The following is a 17,084-nucleotide window of genomic DNA, read 5'->3' as shown; positions in this document are numbered from 1 at the left end:
ACCGAATCCCTGTGATCGCCACAAAAATTTTCGAAATTCAAGTCTGTTATCGAACAGGGAATTGCGCATAATAGCCGCCTTCTGCTGCAGCTCTCTGCGAGCTACAACAACAAAAATAGACTATTTTTCAACCACTTATAGCTAGACGATAATTCATGATTAAATCTATTCCCGCGCGCATTGCCGAAGAGCTCGGCGTTAAAGAACAGCAAGTCAGTGCAGCCGTCGAGTTACTCGACGAAGGCGCTACCGTGCCCTTCATCTCACGCTATCGCAAAGAAGTCACTGGCGGACTAGACGATTCACAGATGCGAACACTGGATGAGCGATTGGGTTATCTGAGAGAGATGGAGGAGCGCCGCGAGACCATCCTCAAAAGCATCGATGAACAAGGCAAGCTCACCCCTGAACTCGAGGCCGAGATTAAGTCAGCTGAAACTAAAAACCGTTTGGAAGATTTGTACCTACCCTACAAACCAAAACGTCGTACTAAGGGCCAAATCGCCATTGAAGCCGGTCTAGAACCGCTGGCAGACGCGCTATTCAGCGACCCAACACTAGACCCTGCCGCTGAAGCCGCAAAGTACCTGAACGAAGAGCACAAAATTAACGAGCCCAAAGACGCTCTAGATGGTGCTAAATACATTTTAATGGAACGGTTTGCTGAAGATGCCAACTTGATCGGGAAGCTCCGCGAGCGTTTCGCTGAAGAAGGTCACGTATTCGCCAAGGTAATGAAAGACAAAGAAAAAGAAGGTGAAAAATTCCGCGATTATTTCGAATACGATGAAAAGCTAAGCAAAGTCCCCTCGCACCGAGCCCTTGCTATTTTTCGCGGCCGAAACGAAAGTATTTTGGCCATTAATGTTGATCTCAAACTAGATGACGATGCACCAAAAGCTCACCCATGCGAATTTATGATTGCCAAACACTTTGGTATTACCGATGAAGGGCGTGCGGCAGACGCCTGGCTAGCCGAAGTCGTTCGCTGGACTTGGCGAGTCAAACTCCATAACCACCTGGAAACCGATTTACTTGGTGAGCTGCGGGAACGCGCTGAAGAAGCCGCCATTCAAGTCTTTGCGTCTAACCTCAAAGACTTACTGCTCGCTGCGCCTGCCGGTCGCAAAGCAACCATTGGCTTAGATCCCGGTCTACGTACCGGCGTGAAAGCGGCGGTCGTGGATGACACCGGAAAGGTATTAGACCACGGTGCCATCTTCCCCACGCCACCACAGAACAAAAAGCAGGAAGCCGAGGCACAGCTAGTCCACTGGTGTAAAACCTACAACGTCAATCTGATTGCCATTGGTAATGGGACCGCGAGCCGCGAAACCGATGCGTTTGTTGGCGACGTATTGAAGAATAACCCTGAGCTTAAAGTACAAAAGGTCATGGTCAACGAGGCCGGCGCATCCATATATTCGGCCAGTGAGTTCGCGGCAAAAGAATTTCCTAACCTAGACGTCACCATTCGTGGCGCCATTTCTATCGCCCGCCGCCTGCAAGACCCGCTCGCTGAACTCGTAAAAATCGAACCTAAGTCCATTGGTGTCGGCCAATATCAGCACGATGTCTCGCCTAGCAAACTGAACCGTTCACTAGACGGTGTGGTAGAGGATTGTGTGAACGCGGTGGGCGTTGACGTAAATACGGCGTCTGCGCCCCTACTTACTCGTGTATCGGGTTTGAACCTGACACTGGCAAATAACATCGTTACCTTCCGAGACGAGCATGGTGCTTTCTCTAGTCGAGACTCGCTCAAACAAGTCCCGCGCTTTGGCGATAAAACTTTCGAACAAGCCGCTGGCTTTCTGCGTGTGGCTAATGGCGAAAACCCCCTCGACGCCTCAGCTGTGCACCCTGAGTCATACCATGTCGTAGAAAGAATTGCTGGCAACACGCAACGAGACGTTAAGAGCATCCTGGGCGACAGCGGCTTCTTAAAGAGCCTCAAACCGCAAGATTATATTGACGACCAAATTGGCCTCCCCACAGTGGTCGATATTATTCAGGAGCTGGATAAACCTGGCCGCGACCCCCGTCCAGAATTTAAAACCGCGCAATTTAAAGAAGGTGTTGAGAAAATTTCAGACCTCGAAGAAGGCATGGTACTAGAGGGGACAGTCACCAACGTCACCAACTTTGGCGCGTTCGTGGATGTTGGCGTCCATCAAGACGGCTTAGTACACATCTCGGCAATGTCCAATACATTCGTGAAAGACCCCAGAGATGTGGTGAAAGCGGGTGATATCGTCAACGTTAAAGTCATGGAAGTTGACGTACAACGTAAGCGCATTGGTTTAAGCATGCGCCTCGACGACCAGCCGGGGCAGGCTCCTTCGACCGGTGCCGCCGCGGGTGCTGGCCGCAACAACAGCAGCAACCATAACAAAGCCAACCGTTCCGGCAGCGGCAAACGCAATAACAATCAACGACCACAACAAACACAAATGGGGACGATGGGCGCTCTGTTACAGCAGGCCATGAAAAAGAATAAATAAATCCTCTCTCGCCTTAACCTCTACCAAAGCCCCGAGTACCCCACAGTGCTCGGGGCTTTTTCGTTTAACACCTATGCTTCGTAAGCTCGACCCCGCTATTTTTACCCGGATATTATTGACAACCGATTAATACCCGGGTAAATTGCAAGCACAATTAATACCCGGGTAAATATAATGAAACGATCCGCTGAACTTCTATGTAGCGCTTTTTTGAATGATCACTGTCTCGCCTCTGGCAGATTGTTAGATGTCGCTCAACGCGTTAAGTCGTTGCTCGGAGATGATGCAATCACCGCAACCATCATTGAAAACCAGACTAGTGAAGTCATCGAAGTCGATTTTCGTGGCAGCATCGACCATCTAGCGGAGCAATTTGCGTTCGCTAAAAAGCCGGATACTCCCCAAGCGATGCCCACCAAAGGGAAACGGGGCCGCCCCAAGTTAGGCGTCGTCGCGAAAGAGGTCACACTACTCCCCAAGCATTGGGAGTGGCTACAAAAACAACCAGGAGGTGCATCCGCAACACTGCGCAAATTAGTGATGTCTGCACAACGCTCAACCGAACAAGAAGACACTCAACGCGCCGCCCAAACTGCTGCGTACAAATTTATGACGATTTTTGCTTCGAGCCAAAGTGAGTATGAGGAAGCTCTACGGGCTTTGTATGCGGGTGATTCAGAGCAGTTTGAACGGTTGATCGAGGCGTGGCCAAGCGACATAAAACATCACATTCGAGAAATAATGCCTCACGCATTTTCAATCGAGAGTAACTAATTCAATGACTAACTTACTACCACCGGAAGCGGGCTTATTTGAGCTTTTCAACACGATCATATGCGTCCCCTGGGCAGTGCTAATTTTTGCGCCACACTACAGCAGGACTCGTTGGGTGGCCCAAAGCATTTGGCTCCCGCTGCTGTTATTATCCCTGTGGCTAATGCTCAAATTGGCCAAGCCGCCAAAGCTCGATGGCGCAGGGATTTTTTCTTTCTCGGGGTTTCAACTGCTCCTTACCAGCCCCTATACGTCGACTCTGCTGTGGCTCCAGGTATTAATTTGGGATTTCATCCTGGGTACCTGGATCGTCAGAGATGCCAAACGCTGTAGGATCCGTCACTTATGGACGGTCCCAGCTCTTGTGCTGACATTTATTAGCGGACCTCTGGGATTGATCCTATATTACGTACAACGCACCTTACTGACTCGAAGTTTCACCTTAGAAGAAACAGCAGCCAACCCAAGACTAAACAGCTGAATTATTCATTTTCACCTGACATTCCCAACTCGACTCTCTAAAATAGCCGCTCCACTAGACATGCTAGCGGGGCTGTCGTACATGCCTCGCCTACTTACCGAATAAGCCCAATTACTTATGCTCAATAAAGACGCACTTTCTCAACTCTCTCAATTAAAAAAAGACATCATTGACTCAAAAGATATCGCCACTGGTGTAGTACGCGGCACAGCACATCGCTACGGCTTCGTTTCACTGGACGACGGACGCGACGCATTTTTGCCGCCTGACACCATGAACCGTGTATTGCCTGGCGATAAGGTCCGGGTATGCGTAAATACAAATGACAAAGGTAAGCTGGACGCAACACTTGAAAAGTTAATAAAAAGTGACACGAAACAGTTTGTTGGACGTTATCAAATTAAAGGCAAGAATCATTTTGTTGAGGCCGATGCGCCGCAATTGAACCGCTGGTTTTTTGTACCACCCAAAGAGCGCAAAAAGTACCAGCAAGATGATTTAGTCAAATGCTTTCTCACCCGTCACCCGTTTCGTGATGGTCGCGCGCAAGTCAGTATCCAACACCTTATTGGCAAGTCCGACGAGGCAGGCATAGAGCGTCGCTACCTTTTAGCTAAATTCGCTTTGCGGAGTGACTTCAGCCAAGAAGCTGTTGCACAAGCCGTCAGCATTAGTGACGAACTTGATGGAGCACTTCCCACTGGCTATCAAGATTTTAGAGCGCTTCCGTTTTATACAATCGACGCTGAAACCACACAAGATATGGATGACGCGTTGTATATTGAAAGCACCGACAATGGTTGGACACTCTACTCAGCAATTGCCGACCCAAGTGCTTTAGTTGAACAAGGGTCTCCTCTTGATATAGAGGCGCAAGAACGCGCATGTACCGCCTACTTAACAGGTGGCACTATTAATATGTTTCCTCCCGCGCTTTCTGAAGGGTTGTTTTCGCTAAAACCTGAAGCTGATCGATTAGCGCTCGTCTGCAAGATGCAAGTCGCAAGTGACGGCAACATTGCGAGTTTTGAGTTCATTCCTGCAATGATTAATTCGAAAGCGAAGCTTTCCTACGAACAAGTACGACAGTGCATAGAAGGAGACGCAGAAGGTTCTAAAATTGATTCTGCCCTTCAACCATCTCTCACTACGTTGCAGCAGTTTGCCATCGCTCGAAGCGAATACCGTGCAAAACACAATATTCAGCAAGATGATAACGTTGACTATGTCTACTTTCTCAACGACGATAAAAAAATTGAGCAAATTCAAATCCGGCAAACCCATCGAGCACACCAACTGGTGGAAGAATCCATGCTCGCCACCAACCTGTGTGCCGGCGTTTTTTTAAGTGGACACAACGCGGAAATCGGCCTGTTTTCGACTCACGCTGGCTTCAGGTCAGAACGACTGCATGAGGTAGAAGTTTGGCTTAAAAAAGACATGCCAGACTACCAAGTCAACGATCTCACGCAATTGGATAATTTTTGCCATCTTATCCATACGCTGCAAAACGACTCCGATTCCTCGGTGATGCTCGCCACGCTACGCCGCCTGATGCAAGCAGGTGAACTGTCGGCAATGCCAAATGCTCATTTTGGCTTAGGTTTTTCGCAGTACGCAATGACCACTTCACCTATTCGCCGCTATCAGGATCTGCATAACCATCGAGTAATTAAAGGCATTGTGCTTGGCCAACCCCTGAAGAGCAAAACCGATGCGATCAAAACCTTAGCCTCACAATTGCAAGAGCGTATTAATCTAACACGACAAGTTAATCGTCAATTAAATCAATGGCTACTGTGCCACTTCATGCAAGACAAGGTAGGACAGCAATTCTCTGCCAAGATTATGGCCATTAGTAACCAAGGTATTGCGTTGCGATTAGATGATTCAGGTGCCGAAGGGTTTATTCAATTGCGCGGCACTAAAGAGAACCCCGCAAAATATGATTCGATACGTATGCGACTCACGGTCAACGAGTCTACATTTGTCATAGAGCAACCGGTCCAGGTCAAGCTCGAAGGCGTTAATACTGGCTCACGACAGCTAAACCTTTCGCTAATAGAGAGCTAAACAACAACGAGATAGGGAGAATAAAATGACAGTACAGGCAAGACTAAAACATTACTTCAAACACGTTTTCCTGTTACTGATTTTATTCTCCCTTTCCTACAACGCCACGTCCAATACCACACAATGCGCCGACCCTTCTAGCTCATTACTATGGCGTTTACCCGGCGAACATAGCACCGTCTATATATTCGGATCGATACATTTAGGTTCGCCCAGTTTTTACCCTTTACACCCATCGATAGAAAAAATCATTCGACAATCAGACCATTTCGTCTTTGAGCTTGCTCCCGATGAGATGAACGATCCAGCTTCCGCTCTAATGATGCAACAACAAGGAATGCTGCCGGCGGGTCAACGTCTCGATAATCAATTGTCTCCCACCGTCCTAAATCAACTACGCAATGCACTAGCAAGCTATGGGCTACCAGCAGACAATTTCATGGTTTTTAAACCGTGGTTTCTTACCGTGACCTTGTCGAGTCTACAACTTCTTGCCGAAGGCTATAGCCCGGAACACGGCGTCGAAAGCTACGTAATGCGCAACATGCCAACGACGGCAGATACGCACGGCCTAGAGACAATGGAAAGCCAAATCACTTACTTACAAACGCTTGATGGTGAGGCCATTCTCGCTCACACCCTAGCATCTCTTGAGCAAACGAAAGAAAACACATCAAGGATGATGCAGGCCTGGCAGTGTGCAGATAAGGCAACCCTACTCGCCTTAACGGAAGATGAGTTCAGCAGCGCCGGGCCACTCGCCCAGAAAATGGAAGACATCAAAGAATCTTTACTATACCAACGCAACCACATCATGGCTGAGAAGATTAAAACCTTTATAAAAAAAGGAAAAGGAAATTACTTTGTTGTGGTTGGTGTCGCTCACCTATTAGGTGAACAAAGTATTGTGCATCTTCTAAAACAAAAAGGTTATCAGATTCGACCTGTATCGCTAAATTAATTGCGAGACAACGATAGCATCTATTGACTCAACATGTGTGACACGAAAAAATATTTTTTGTCGCCGTGTTCATCGCACATTCCCTCTCTAAATTTTTCATACCCCTCACCACATTCAGTTGAATATAAAAACTAATTTAGGATTGGTTCGCATTTTCTTAATTTAGATAGCCCGATTATTACATCAACAACCGTTTTAAAAGCAACAAGCCGTTTACTGTAGTTGTCAGCTACAGTAGTAGTTCAATACTATCCGCCGCGGTGATTCGCATACAAACGGAAGCTCATTGGCAATAATAACAATAACTTTCCCCCGTCTGCTGCCTTTAAGATGTAGGTATCACCAAGCGCCATCTTGCATTACCGAAACTATTTATTCAGTTTTTATCGGCGCTATTCCAAATCCAATCAGTTGAGCGCTTTGATCAGCGCTTTCATTCGATTGTGACAATTTTTCGCACTCACACCACACTCATCGTGGAGACTCCTATGAGACAGGGTAACAATAAATATTCAATTAAGGATTTACTGTGCGCAACGTTAGTCGCGTCCGGTGGACTTATAAGCTGTACTGCGTTTGCGCAGACAACAGTTTACGAAGAGAGTTTTGACAATGGCACCGGGCAATACACAACGAGCGGCCGCGTCTATAGCGGAAGCTACGGCGTTCGTCTTCGCGGTGGTAGCAGCAGCTCGATTACATCGCCCAGTATCAGCACGCAAGGTTTTGAAGACCTCTCCATCAGCTTTGATCGAGGGACAAGTGGTTTAGACTCTGGTGAAGCCGGCATCGCCGAAGTTGCTATCAACGGCGGCAGCTTTCAACCAATTGAATCGACGCAGTCCTCGGCTCAACGTGTAACGTTTGAGCTTCCGCAAAGTGCTGATAACAGCAGCTTACAATTGCGCTTTAGGCTATCAGCAAGCAGCTTTTTTGAAACTTATGAAATCGACAACATCGTCTTAGAAGGCACAGGTGACGACAACCCACCACCGCCGCCCCCCGTAAATCGTGACGTACCGGAAGCTGGTGATTTTGTTACCTTTGAAACGGGACACGTGCGGCCGATGGCATTGTCGCCAGACGGCAATCGATTGTATACGGTAAATACACCGGATAACCGCGTCGAAGTGTTTAATGTATCTGGCAATACTCCCGTACTCATAGAATCAATTTTGGTTGGACTTGAGCCAGTTGCCGTCGCACTAAAAGATAGCGGCGAGCTTTGGGTAGTCAATCACCTATCGGATAGCATCAGCATTGTCGATGTGTCGCAAACCCCAGCACGCATTACTAAAACGTTATTAGTTGGCGATGAGCCACGAGACATTGTTTTTGCAGGAAGCAACAATCGATTTGCATTTATTACAGCGGCACACCGTGGTCAAAATGCGCCATTCGACCCGCAACTACAAACCGAAGGTATTGGCCGCGCTGACGTTTGGGTCTTTAACAGCAATAACACGGGATCTTCGCTGACCGGCACTCCCGTCACCATTTTAAATATGTTTGGTGACACTATGCGCGGCCTCGCTCGAAATGCCAGCGGCACTCGTGTCTATGCGGCGGTACTTAATTCGGGAAACAAAACCACCGTTATTACCGATGATCGTGGTGAAGGCGGTATTGAAAAAGCCCCCCCTTACACCGATTCCGCAGGTGATGAGCAACCAGAAACCGGTCTAATTGTTCAGTTTGATGGACAAAACTGGAAAGATCACGGTGACCCAACGCGCGGCGTAGCACCACAAATTTGGAATAGTCGCGTTAATTTAAACTTGCCCGACTACGATGTATTCACCATCGATGCTAGCGCGACCACGCCACGCGTCATAGACCGTGTGTCTGGTGTTGGGACAACACTATTCAATCTTGCCGTGAACCCCGCCAATGGCAACGTGTATGTTTCAAATACAGAAGCACGCAACCTCGTTCGTTTCGAAGGTCCAGGGTCGCGCTCTACAACTGTACGTGGCCATTTTGTTGAAAGCCGAATCACCGTCATTGACGATGGCAATGTGTTACCCCGCCATCTCAATAAACATATCGATTACAGCCGCAATCTCGGCACCACATCGGAGAAGACACGTGCCCTAGCAACACCGCTCGAAATGGCGGTGACGTCGGATGGTAGCACGCTATTTGTTGCGGCAATGAGTTCGAACAAACTGGCGCGACTCAATACCAGCCAACTTGAAAACAACACATTTTCTCCATCCACAGCAGATCAATTGGTTCTCACCGGCGGTGCACCCACAGGCGTCGTGCTCGATGAGGGTCGAGGTCGAGCTTTCGTTACTACACGTTACGACAATGGTGTTTCTGTTGTCAGTATTGCGAGTGGTTTAGCGGAGACTGCACACGTTACCATGCACAACCCTGAACCAGAAATTGTGAAGACGGGTCGACGTTTCCTCTACGATGCCAATTACACATCGAGCCGGGGTGATTCTTCCTGTTCTGGCTGTCACACTTTTGGTGACATGGACCACTTGGCATGGGATCTTGGAAATCCGGATGATGAAGTTGTCCGCAACCCTGGTGAGTACAACGAGAATATTTTCTTTTTCGGAAGAAACCGTGATCTTCACCCGATGAAAGGACCAATGACAACGCAAAGTCTTCGCGGTCTACGCGGTAATGGTCCTATGCATTGGCGTGGAGATAGAACCGGTCAAAGTGCTGATGCCAATGAAACGATAGAAGAACAAGCTTTTGAAGACTTTAATGTCGCCTTCACTGGCTTGCTGGCTCGCGAAAATCAGCTCACCACCGCTGAAATGGATGCGTTTGCAAAATTTGCATTGGAAATAACCTATCCACCGAATCCAATCGCGAATCTAGACAATAGCCTAACACCACGTCAGCAAGACGCATTGGATATCTACAATAACGTCGTGTCGGATACCATCACTACGTGCAACGGCTGTCACCGTCTCAACGTCAACCTTAACCAATTTGGTACCGATGGCACGATGGCAACGGAAGGCCCAGGCGTGGAAGAAGATATGAAGATTCCACATCTACGTAACATGTACCAGAAAGTGGGTATGTTCGCGACGAACTCTCAACTACGTCAGTTCCCTAATTTAGGTGATCAAATTCGTGGTTATGGTTTTGATAACGCAGGTTCTCACGGGACAATCTTTGACTTCTTAAGTGAAGACGTATTTACGCTTAACGATGCGGATACCCGATTGGTAGAGGAACTATCACTCGCATTTTCTTCGGAGATGAATCCTATTGTCGGCCAACAAGTGACAGTTACAGCGGGTAATAGTAGTCGTAGCGATGTCACCAATAGAGTTAGCCTTCTTATAGAGCGAGCTCTCGTGGTTGTCCCCCGCCCCGAGTGTGATCTTGTAGCCAGTACAGTACTTGGTGGAGATGCCATTAGCTTCGTGATGAACGACTCGCAAGCGTTTGTTCCTAACGATTCAAGTGTTGCGGTCCACACTCGTACTAGCCTTATCAACACGGCAATCAATCAAGGCAGCGCCGTCACCTTTACGTGTACCCCACCTGGAAATGGTACTCGCATTGGTGTCGATCGGGATAGCGACGGCGTCTTTGACAAAGACGCTTAAGCAGCCAACTAAACGCGCATAAAAAAATCCGGCCTAGGCCGGATTTTTTTATGCTCACACGAAACGGGAAATAAACTAATCACTACTCACCATATGACGCGTCCTCTCCAAATCAGCCTCGTGCTCATCGATAAATTTGAACTTATTCCAAGCAATGCGAACGATATCGTTGTGGTGTAACCGCACAGTACCCGATACTTTATCATCATTAACGAATGTGCCATTCGTACTTTGCATGTCCTCAAGATAATACTCATTAAACTGTGCAAAGTCGGGGTTAGGTTTACAAGAGATAACCGCATGGCGGCCACTGACGGCATCATCGTCGATATATACCAGGTTACTCGGGTGCCGACCAATCGTTAACGACTCTTTTTCAATCTCAAAGCGCGTCGCCACCACACCATCATTAAGCTGAGCTAACAAAGCCATATATCGTCTCCAAACTTCATTGTTAAGCGTTTAACTCTAAACCAAACAACGCTTTCGCGATGTGAACAAGTAAACGCTTTGACGCGCCAAAACCACCTAGAGCTCGTCTTTCGATAGCTTTCGCAACGCTACCGCGAACTCTTCTGCTGTAGAAAAGCGTTTATCCGGATCTTTGTTCATCGCGCGATTAATGATTCGTGTGAACCCTTTCGGTAACTCAGGCCTAATATCACGAACGCCCTTATGTTTTTCATTAATAATGTTGTATGTCAGAGTGGCAAGATTTTCAGCACTAAACGGCAATTTGCCAGTCAACAATTGGTACAAGGTCACGCCAAGACTATAAATATCAGTTTGGAAACTCACCTTGGCTCCCTGCAGCTGCTCTGGCGACATATACAAAGGGCTACCCAAGATATCACCGGTATTTGTTTTGGCAGAATCAACAATTCTCGCCACCCCAAAATCTGCCACTTTTGCGATACGGTGAGACACCTGATACATAATGTTCCCGGGTTTAATATCGCGATGTATTATTTGATGTTGATGCGCATAGGCTAATGCATCAGCAACCTGCGCGATCAGTTCGCACACATCGGCGAGGGATAGCAAATGATCTTCATGCACATAAGACGCAAGTGATTTACCATCAACGTAGTCCATAGCAATAAACGCAAGATCGTGCTCTTCACCCACATCATAGACGGTAATTATATTGGGATGACTCAATCGGCCTGCCGCCTCAGCCTCTCTAAAAAAACGCGATTTAAATTCCTCTAGCTCTTTCGAGTCGAGCTGCGCATAGCTCAATGTTTTAATGGCTACTTGCCGAGATATTTTGGGATCTCGCCCCAAATATACAACGCCCATTGCACCACGCCCCAACTCACGTTCGATTTCGTAACGGCCAAGCACAGGTTTATTAATGGTAGATTCTGAAATAATTAATGTTTTAGCGATGTCGCCAGTATCATGAAAACTGGCAGCCCCGCCACTACTAAAAGCCATCAGTTTTTCAACTTTCTGCTTAGCATCTTTAAAGTTTTCTTGGCGTTCGACAATTGATTGGTAGGTCTTAACGGCTTCCGCATAGTGGCGCTTTCTCTCTTGCTGCGCCGCAATGTCGTACATCAAGCTTAATACAGCTTCCGACGCATGGCACTCTTTGATTGCTAATAAGGCATCATCATTTCGACCATCGCGATAAAGCTGTAAACCTAACTGATAGCGGGCACCATGTGCTGCTGCGATCAACTGTAACTCCCGTGATCGCTGCGATTGCGCAACAGAAAGTAAGATAGCAGCCAACAAAACAAACTGCATAATAATGCCCATAGGCAACCATTGCTGTTGCGTTACTTGCCAACCGAGTTGCGCGACAACTAACAGCGTCACAATCAGGCAAACAGCCAACACTTTTGCGCCGTTAGATAGCTTTGGAAATGAAACGATCAGTAAAATTGAAAGTAGAGAGAGTAGAATCACCTCAAAGCTATCGAACCAATAAGGCTTATAAACATGAGTTTGCTGCCGTAAGGATGAGAGAGTGCTCAACAAGGCCTCATTTTGAAACTCAGATAAAGCACTCACTATAATCAAACGCTCTTGTGGAAGTTGTTCGAGCGTTTCCTCGACCGTTTTTGCAGCGTACGGAAAAGAAACGTTGGCAGGTATGACTTCAGCCATCGATGATGTATTGATATTGAAGCCTGAAAAATGAATTGCCTGTTGATTCCAACGATATTGATATTGATTTTCGAAATGCCCCAAGACAGCCAAAGGCAGCCCGGCCTCTATTTGACTCATTTTAGAAGTAGTCAGTAAATGCACTGTTCGATTCTTGTCTGTCGAAAAAGGCGGTTCGTCTATCGAATGGAGTTGTGGCCTCAGGAAATTTGGCAGTGAATTAAAATAGTGACTAGCTGTGGACTCCGATAATGAAATTTCAAAATCATTTCGTGTGACTGATACGAAATTCGATTGTGAATCCCAGACAATGACTCGATTTAAATCGAGAAGACGCCGGATATGAGGGGCTGCTTTCTGATAACGGCGGAGTGTTTCTTCTGCACTGATGGTGGTGTCTTGTTGAGACTCACCAACCTTCAAATTGTCACTTTCGAGATTAGAGGATGGCTTATCTACGTCGCTGCTATTTTGCGGAGTTATTTCAGGCTCAACAAGCTCGACCTCAGACACCGCTTGCTCTAAAACGCTTGCACCCTTTACACCACCGTCAACGATAATGGCAATTCGAGTGTCGTTCCTCGCCAATAACCGATTGAGCATTGTGTAGACGTCATGAAGGCTACCGGGGTTATGGGTAAACGCTTCGGCTTCAGCGGATGATAAAGATACAACGGCAATTGGGAGAGGTTGAACATCCACTTTACGCAGTATTTCACCTGCATTGAAAAGCCATTGGTCTAATACCAAAAGCCACCCAGGCCGAGCCATCGGCAGGACAAGCAGAAGCGCTAAAACGATCACAGCAACGCGGAGGCTGAAAACCCTTGTGATGTTTATCATTGACGCCATGTACCGCAGAAAACCTTTTCGTTAGTGAATGAAAAACTCTGCTAGAAAACGATGGCCTGCTACCACCATAAGCAACGCCGTCATGAAACTGATATAAGTGGCCTACTCGGTGTAGTAAATGCCAGGTATCCAGCTCTTTTTTATTTTAAGTGTTCGCTCAAATTCTTTGGGCAGCTCAAACACAAACTCAAATTCATGAGTACCAATAGTGATGATGTCGCCATCATTAAATGTATGCTCAGTAATTTTATCGCCCTGAAAAAAAACACCGTTGGTACTATTATTATCCACCACAGCCCAAAGCTCGTCGCGCGGTAGCACCAGTGCATGACGCCCACTGACAGTACCGTCGTCTAAAACGATGGTATTTTCATCTGCTCGACCAATGGTTACCGCCTCGGTCAATTCGATTGCGCCAATGGGGGAGCCATTGGCGTAATGTCTTAGAAATGCCATGATGGAGCCTATCTCTTGTTAGGTGGTGCTACCTACTCCCACTCAATAGTAGCAGGCGGTTTACTCGAAATATCGTATGTCACACGCGACACGCCTGAGATTTCGTTAATAATGCGATTTGAGACACGTTCTAGCAGATCGTATGGTAGATGTGCCCAGCGAGCGGTCATGAAATCAACCGTCTCCACAGCGCGGATCGCGATCACCCAAGCGTAGCGACGACCATCCCCGACGACTCCCACTGACTTTTGTGGAATAAATACCGCAAATGCCTGACTAGTTTTGTGATACCAGTCAGCGTTATGCAATTCTTCTAAAAAGATCGCATCGGCTTCCCGCAAGATATCAGCATATTCTTTCTTCACTTCCCCAAGAATACGTACGCCTAACCCGGGGCCCGGGAATGGGTGGCGATAAACCATGTCGTAGGGCAGGCCCAATTCCAAACCAATTTTGCGGACTTCGTCTTTAAACAATTCACGCAGCGGCTCAACCAATTTAAGGGCCATATCCTCTGGCAAACCACCCACATTGTGATGAGATTTAATGACATGGGCTTTGCCGGTTTTTGCGGCCGCCGATTCGATGACGTCGGGGTAAATTGTGCCCTGGGCCAACCATTTCACATCGGTAATTTTTGCAGCCTCTTGGTCGAATACCTCAATAAAGGTATTACCAATAATCTTGCGCTTTGCTTCAGGGTCGGCTTCGCCTTTCAATTTTGATAAAAACAAATCCTCTGCATCGGCACGTATAACTTTCACACCCATGTTTTTAGCAAACATGTCCATGACTTGATTGCCTTCGTCTTTACGCAACAATCCATTATCGACGAAGACGCAGGTGAGCTGATCCCCAATGGCTTTATGCAACAACGCCGCAACAACAGAAGAATCTACCCCACCCGAAAGTCCTAGCAATACTTTATCAGAACCCACTTGTTCACGAACTTGTGCAATCGCATCCTCAACAATATTCGCGGCCGTCCAATTTTTTTCACAACCACATAGATCCAATACAAAGTGTTCGTAAATACGCTGACCTTGCGTGGTGTGCGTCACCTCAGGGTGAAACTGTACGCCGAAAAATCGCTTTTCTTCACACGCCATACCCGCTATCGGGCAAGACGGCGTTGACGCGGTAATCGTAAACCCGGCAGGAATCGCGCTGACTTTATCGCCATGACTCATCCATACATCGAGCAGTGCTTTGCCGTCATGGTCGACATGGTCTTTGATGTCTTTGAACAATGCAGTTTCCGACTCTACAGCGACCTGCGCATAACCGAACTCTCTAAGCTCTGAGCCCGTCACTTGTCCGCCTAATTGTTCCGCCATGGTTTGCATGCCGTAACAGATACCCAACACTGGCACACCCAACTCAAAAACCACTTGCGGTGCACGAGGGGAAAAACCTTCGGTCACGGACTCGGGTCCGCCCGCTAAAATAATACCTTTTGGTTGATATTCTCGAATCTCTTCTTCGCTCATATCAAATGCGCGAATTTCAGAATAGACTCCAATTTCCCGAACGCGACGAGCAATCAGTTGCGTGTACTGTGAGCCAAAATCCAAAATTAGTATACGGTGTGCGTGAATATCTAGTGTCATAGGTTTAAGAACGTCATTGAATGGTTAAAACAATAGCGGGAATTGTTCAGGATGAACAAACCTCCCCGACTGACGGAACGAAAACGGGGCCTTGCGAGGCCCCGTCATTGAGTCGCTTTCGGTTAGCGGCCTCCGATCGGATAGTTCGGAGCTTCTTTGGTAATCTGCACGTCATGAACGTGCGATTCACCCATCCCCGCAGAAGTCACTCGGACAAACTGTGGCACGGTGCGCATGGTCTCGATATCGACGCTACCGGTGTAGCCCATTGCAGAACGCAGCCCACCCATCATCTGATGGACAATAACCGTTAACGCACCCTTGTACGGTACACGCCCTTCGATACCTTCGGGCACCAACTTTTCGGTTCCCGACTTGATATCTTGGAAGTAGCGATCAGATGACCCTTGGGTTTTCGACATAGCGCCTAAGGAACCCATTCCTCGATAACTTTTATAGGTGCGGCCTTGGTAAAGCTCTACTTCACCAGGGGCTTCTTCGGTACCTGCAAACATGGAACCCATCATCACGCAGTGCGCCCCGGCGACAATCGCTTTAGCGATATCCCCAGAGTAACGAATACCACCATCAGCAATGACACTGACTCCGGTACCTTTAAGGGCTTCAACAACATTAGCCACCGCCGAAATCTGCGGTACACCAACACCACTGACGATACGAGTAGTACAAATGGAGCCCGGCCCAATACCGACTTTAACGCCATCGGCGCCGGCTTCAGCCAAGGCTTTTGCACCTTCCGCCGTTGCAACATTTCCACCAATGACTTGAACTTCGGGATAGTTTTCTTTGATGCTGCGAACACGATCAATTACATTTTTGGAATGCCCGTGAGCAGTATCGACGACAATGACATCAACCCCTGCTTTGACCAGTGCAGCCACACGATCATCGGTATCAGGGCTCGTGCCGACACTTGCCCCAACCCTTAGTCGACCCTCTGGATCTTTACAGGCATTCGGGAAGGTTTCGGCTTTATTGATATCTTTTACGGTAATCAATCCGCGTAATTCAAACTGCTCATTGACTACCAGTACTTTTTCGATGCGATGTTTATGCAACAAGAAGCGGACTTCATCGGAGGTTGCGCCTTCCTGAGCGGTTACCAACTTTTCCTTGGGTGTCATAATACTCGACACTTTTGCATCCAAGTTTGTCTCGAACCGCACGTCACGCCCCGTAACAATACCGACTAGATCGCCATTCTCTATTACGGGAACCCCGGAGATATTATTCTGCTTGGTCACTGCAACCAAGTCGCGAATAGTGGCATTCGCGTCAATAGTAATAGGGTCTTTTACGACACCGGCTTCAAACTTTTTAACCGCTCGAACTTCCATCGCTTGTTCTTCGATGGACATACTTTTATGAATAATGCCTATACCGCCCTCTTGGGCAATGGCAATAGCAAGGCGAGCATCGGTGACGGTATCCATCGCAGCGGATACTAGGGGGATATTTAGTTCTATATCTCGAGTGAGCTTGGTTTTAAGGGATACGTCCCTACCAATCACTTGTGAATAGCCAGGAACCAATAAAACATCGTCAAAGGTTAGCGCTTCCTGAGCAATACGTAGCATAGGTCAACCTCCTTAGGTTAACGCGCCATTGTATCAGACTCTTGGGAAAACTGGATAGCTGTCCAGTGAA

At 47.6% G+C, this 17,084-nt stretch carries 11 protein-coding genes; 6 read left to right on the top strand and 5 right to left on the bottom strand.

All coding sequences use genetic code 11. The annotated features are described in order from the left end of the window. Window positions 1-155: 155 nt before the first annotated feature. The 6 genes from ACZ5NB_RS06785 to ACZ5NB_RS06760 all read left to right on the top strand — a co-directional run bounded on the left by ACZ5NB_RS06785 (window position 156) and on the right by ACZ5NB_RS06760 (window position 10,380). The gene (locus tag ACZ5NB_RS06785) at window positions 156-2,504 is read left to right on the top strand and encodes a Tex family protein (protein ID WP_464107888.1); all 2,349 of its coding nucleotides are present in this window, start codon (window positions 156-158) and stop codon (window positions 2,502-2,504) included. Window positions 2,505-2,678: 174 nt separating this feature from the next. Continuing rightward, window positions 2,679-3,278, top strand: coding sequence for a DUF2239 family protein (locus ACZ5NB_RS06780; protein ID WP_460232274.1), 600 nt, complete (start codon window positions 2,679-2,681; stop codon window positions 3,276-3,278). Window positions 3,279-3,282: 4 nt separating this feature from the next. Beyond that, window positions 3,283-3,759 (top strand): ABA4-like family protein, encoded by a 477-nt coding sequence (locus ACZ5NB_RS06775; RefSeq protein ID WP_460232273.1) that lies wholly within the window; start codon window positions 3,283-3,285, stop codon window positions 3,757-3,759. 117 nt (window positions 3,760-3,876) lie between these two features. Then, window positions 3,877-5,832, top strand: coding sequence for a VacB/RNase II family 3'-5' exoribonuclease (locus tag ACZ5NB_RS06770; RefSeq protein WP_460232272.1), 1,956 nt, complete (start codon window positions 3,877-3,879; stop codon window positions 5,830-5,832). 25 nt (window positions 5,833-5,857) lie between these two features. After that, window positions 5,858-6,793, top strand: coding sequence for a TraB/GumN family protein (locus ACZ5NB_RS06765; RefSeq protein WP_460232271.1), 936 nt, complete (start codon window positions 5,858-5,860; stop codon window positions 6,791-6,793). A gap of 488 nt (window positions 6,794-7,281) precedes the next feature. Continuing rightward, window positions 7,282-10,380 carry a YncE family protein gene (locus ACZ5NB_RS06760; RefSeq protein WP_460232270.1) on the top strand — a complete coding sequence of 1,033 codons (3,099 nt, stop codon included), beginning with the start codon at window positions 7,282-7,284 and terminating at the stop codon, window positions 10,378-10,380. Window positions 10,381-10,455: 75 nt separating this feature from the next. On the opposite strand, the gene ACZ5NB_RS06755 is transcribed toward ACZ5NB_RS06760, so the two are convergent. The 5 genes from ACZ5NB_RS06755 to guaB all read right to left on the bottom strand — a co-directional run bounded on the left by ACZ5NB_RS06755 (window position 10,456) and on the right by guaB (window position 17,014). Next, a complete protein-coding gene (locus ACZ5NB_RS06755; RefSeq protein ID WP_460232269.1) occupies window positions 10,456-10,812 on the bottom strand; it encodes an FHA domain-containing protein in 357 nt (118 codons plus the stop codon). Window positions 10,813-10,908: 96 nt separating this feature from the next. Next, window positions 10,909-13,350: a protein kinase domain-containing protein gene (locus tag ACZ5NB_RS06750; RefSeq protein WP_460232268.1), complete on the bottom strand. Its 2,442-nt coding sequence runs from the start codon at window positions 13,348-13,350 to the stop codon at window positions 10,909-10,911. A gap of 102 nt (window positions 13,351-13,452) precedes the next feature. Next, complete coding sequence (locus tag ACZ5NB_RS06745; RefSeq protein WP_460232267.1) at window positions 13,453-13,806, bottom strand: FHA domain-containing protein; 354 nt, start codon at window positions 13,804-13,806, stop codon at window positions 13,453-13,455. 32 nt (window positions 13,807-13,838) lie between these two features. Continuing rightward, window positions 13,839-15,416: a glutamine-hydrolyzing GMP synthase gene (gene guaA / locus ACZ5NB_RS06740; RefSeq protein WP_460232266.1), complete on the bottom strand. Its 1,578-nt coding sequence runs from the start codon at window positions 15,414-15,416 to the stop codon at window positions 13,839-13,841. Between the two features lie 122 nt (window positions 15,417-15,538). Then, on the bottom strand, window positions 15,539-17,014 hold the full coding sequence (gene guaB / locus ACZ5NB_RS06735; protein ID WP_460232265.1) for an IMP dehydrogenase: 1,476 nt from the start codon (window positions 17,012-17,014) through the stop codon (window positions 15,539-15,541). Window positions 17,015-17,084: the final 70 nt, after the last annotated feature.

This window comes from Aurantivibrio plasticivorans (assembly GCF_055392955.1).
Note: the sequence above shows the minus strand (reverse complement) of the source record. Positions and strands in the feature narration are given on the sequence as shown.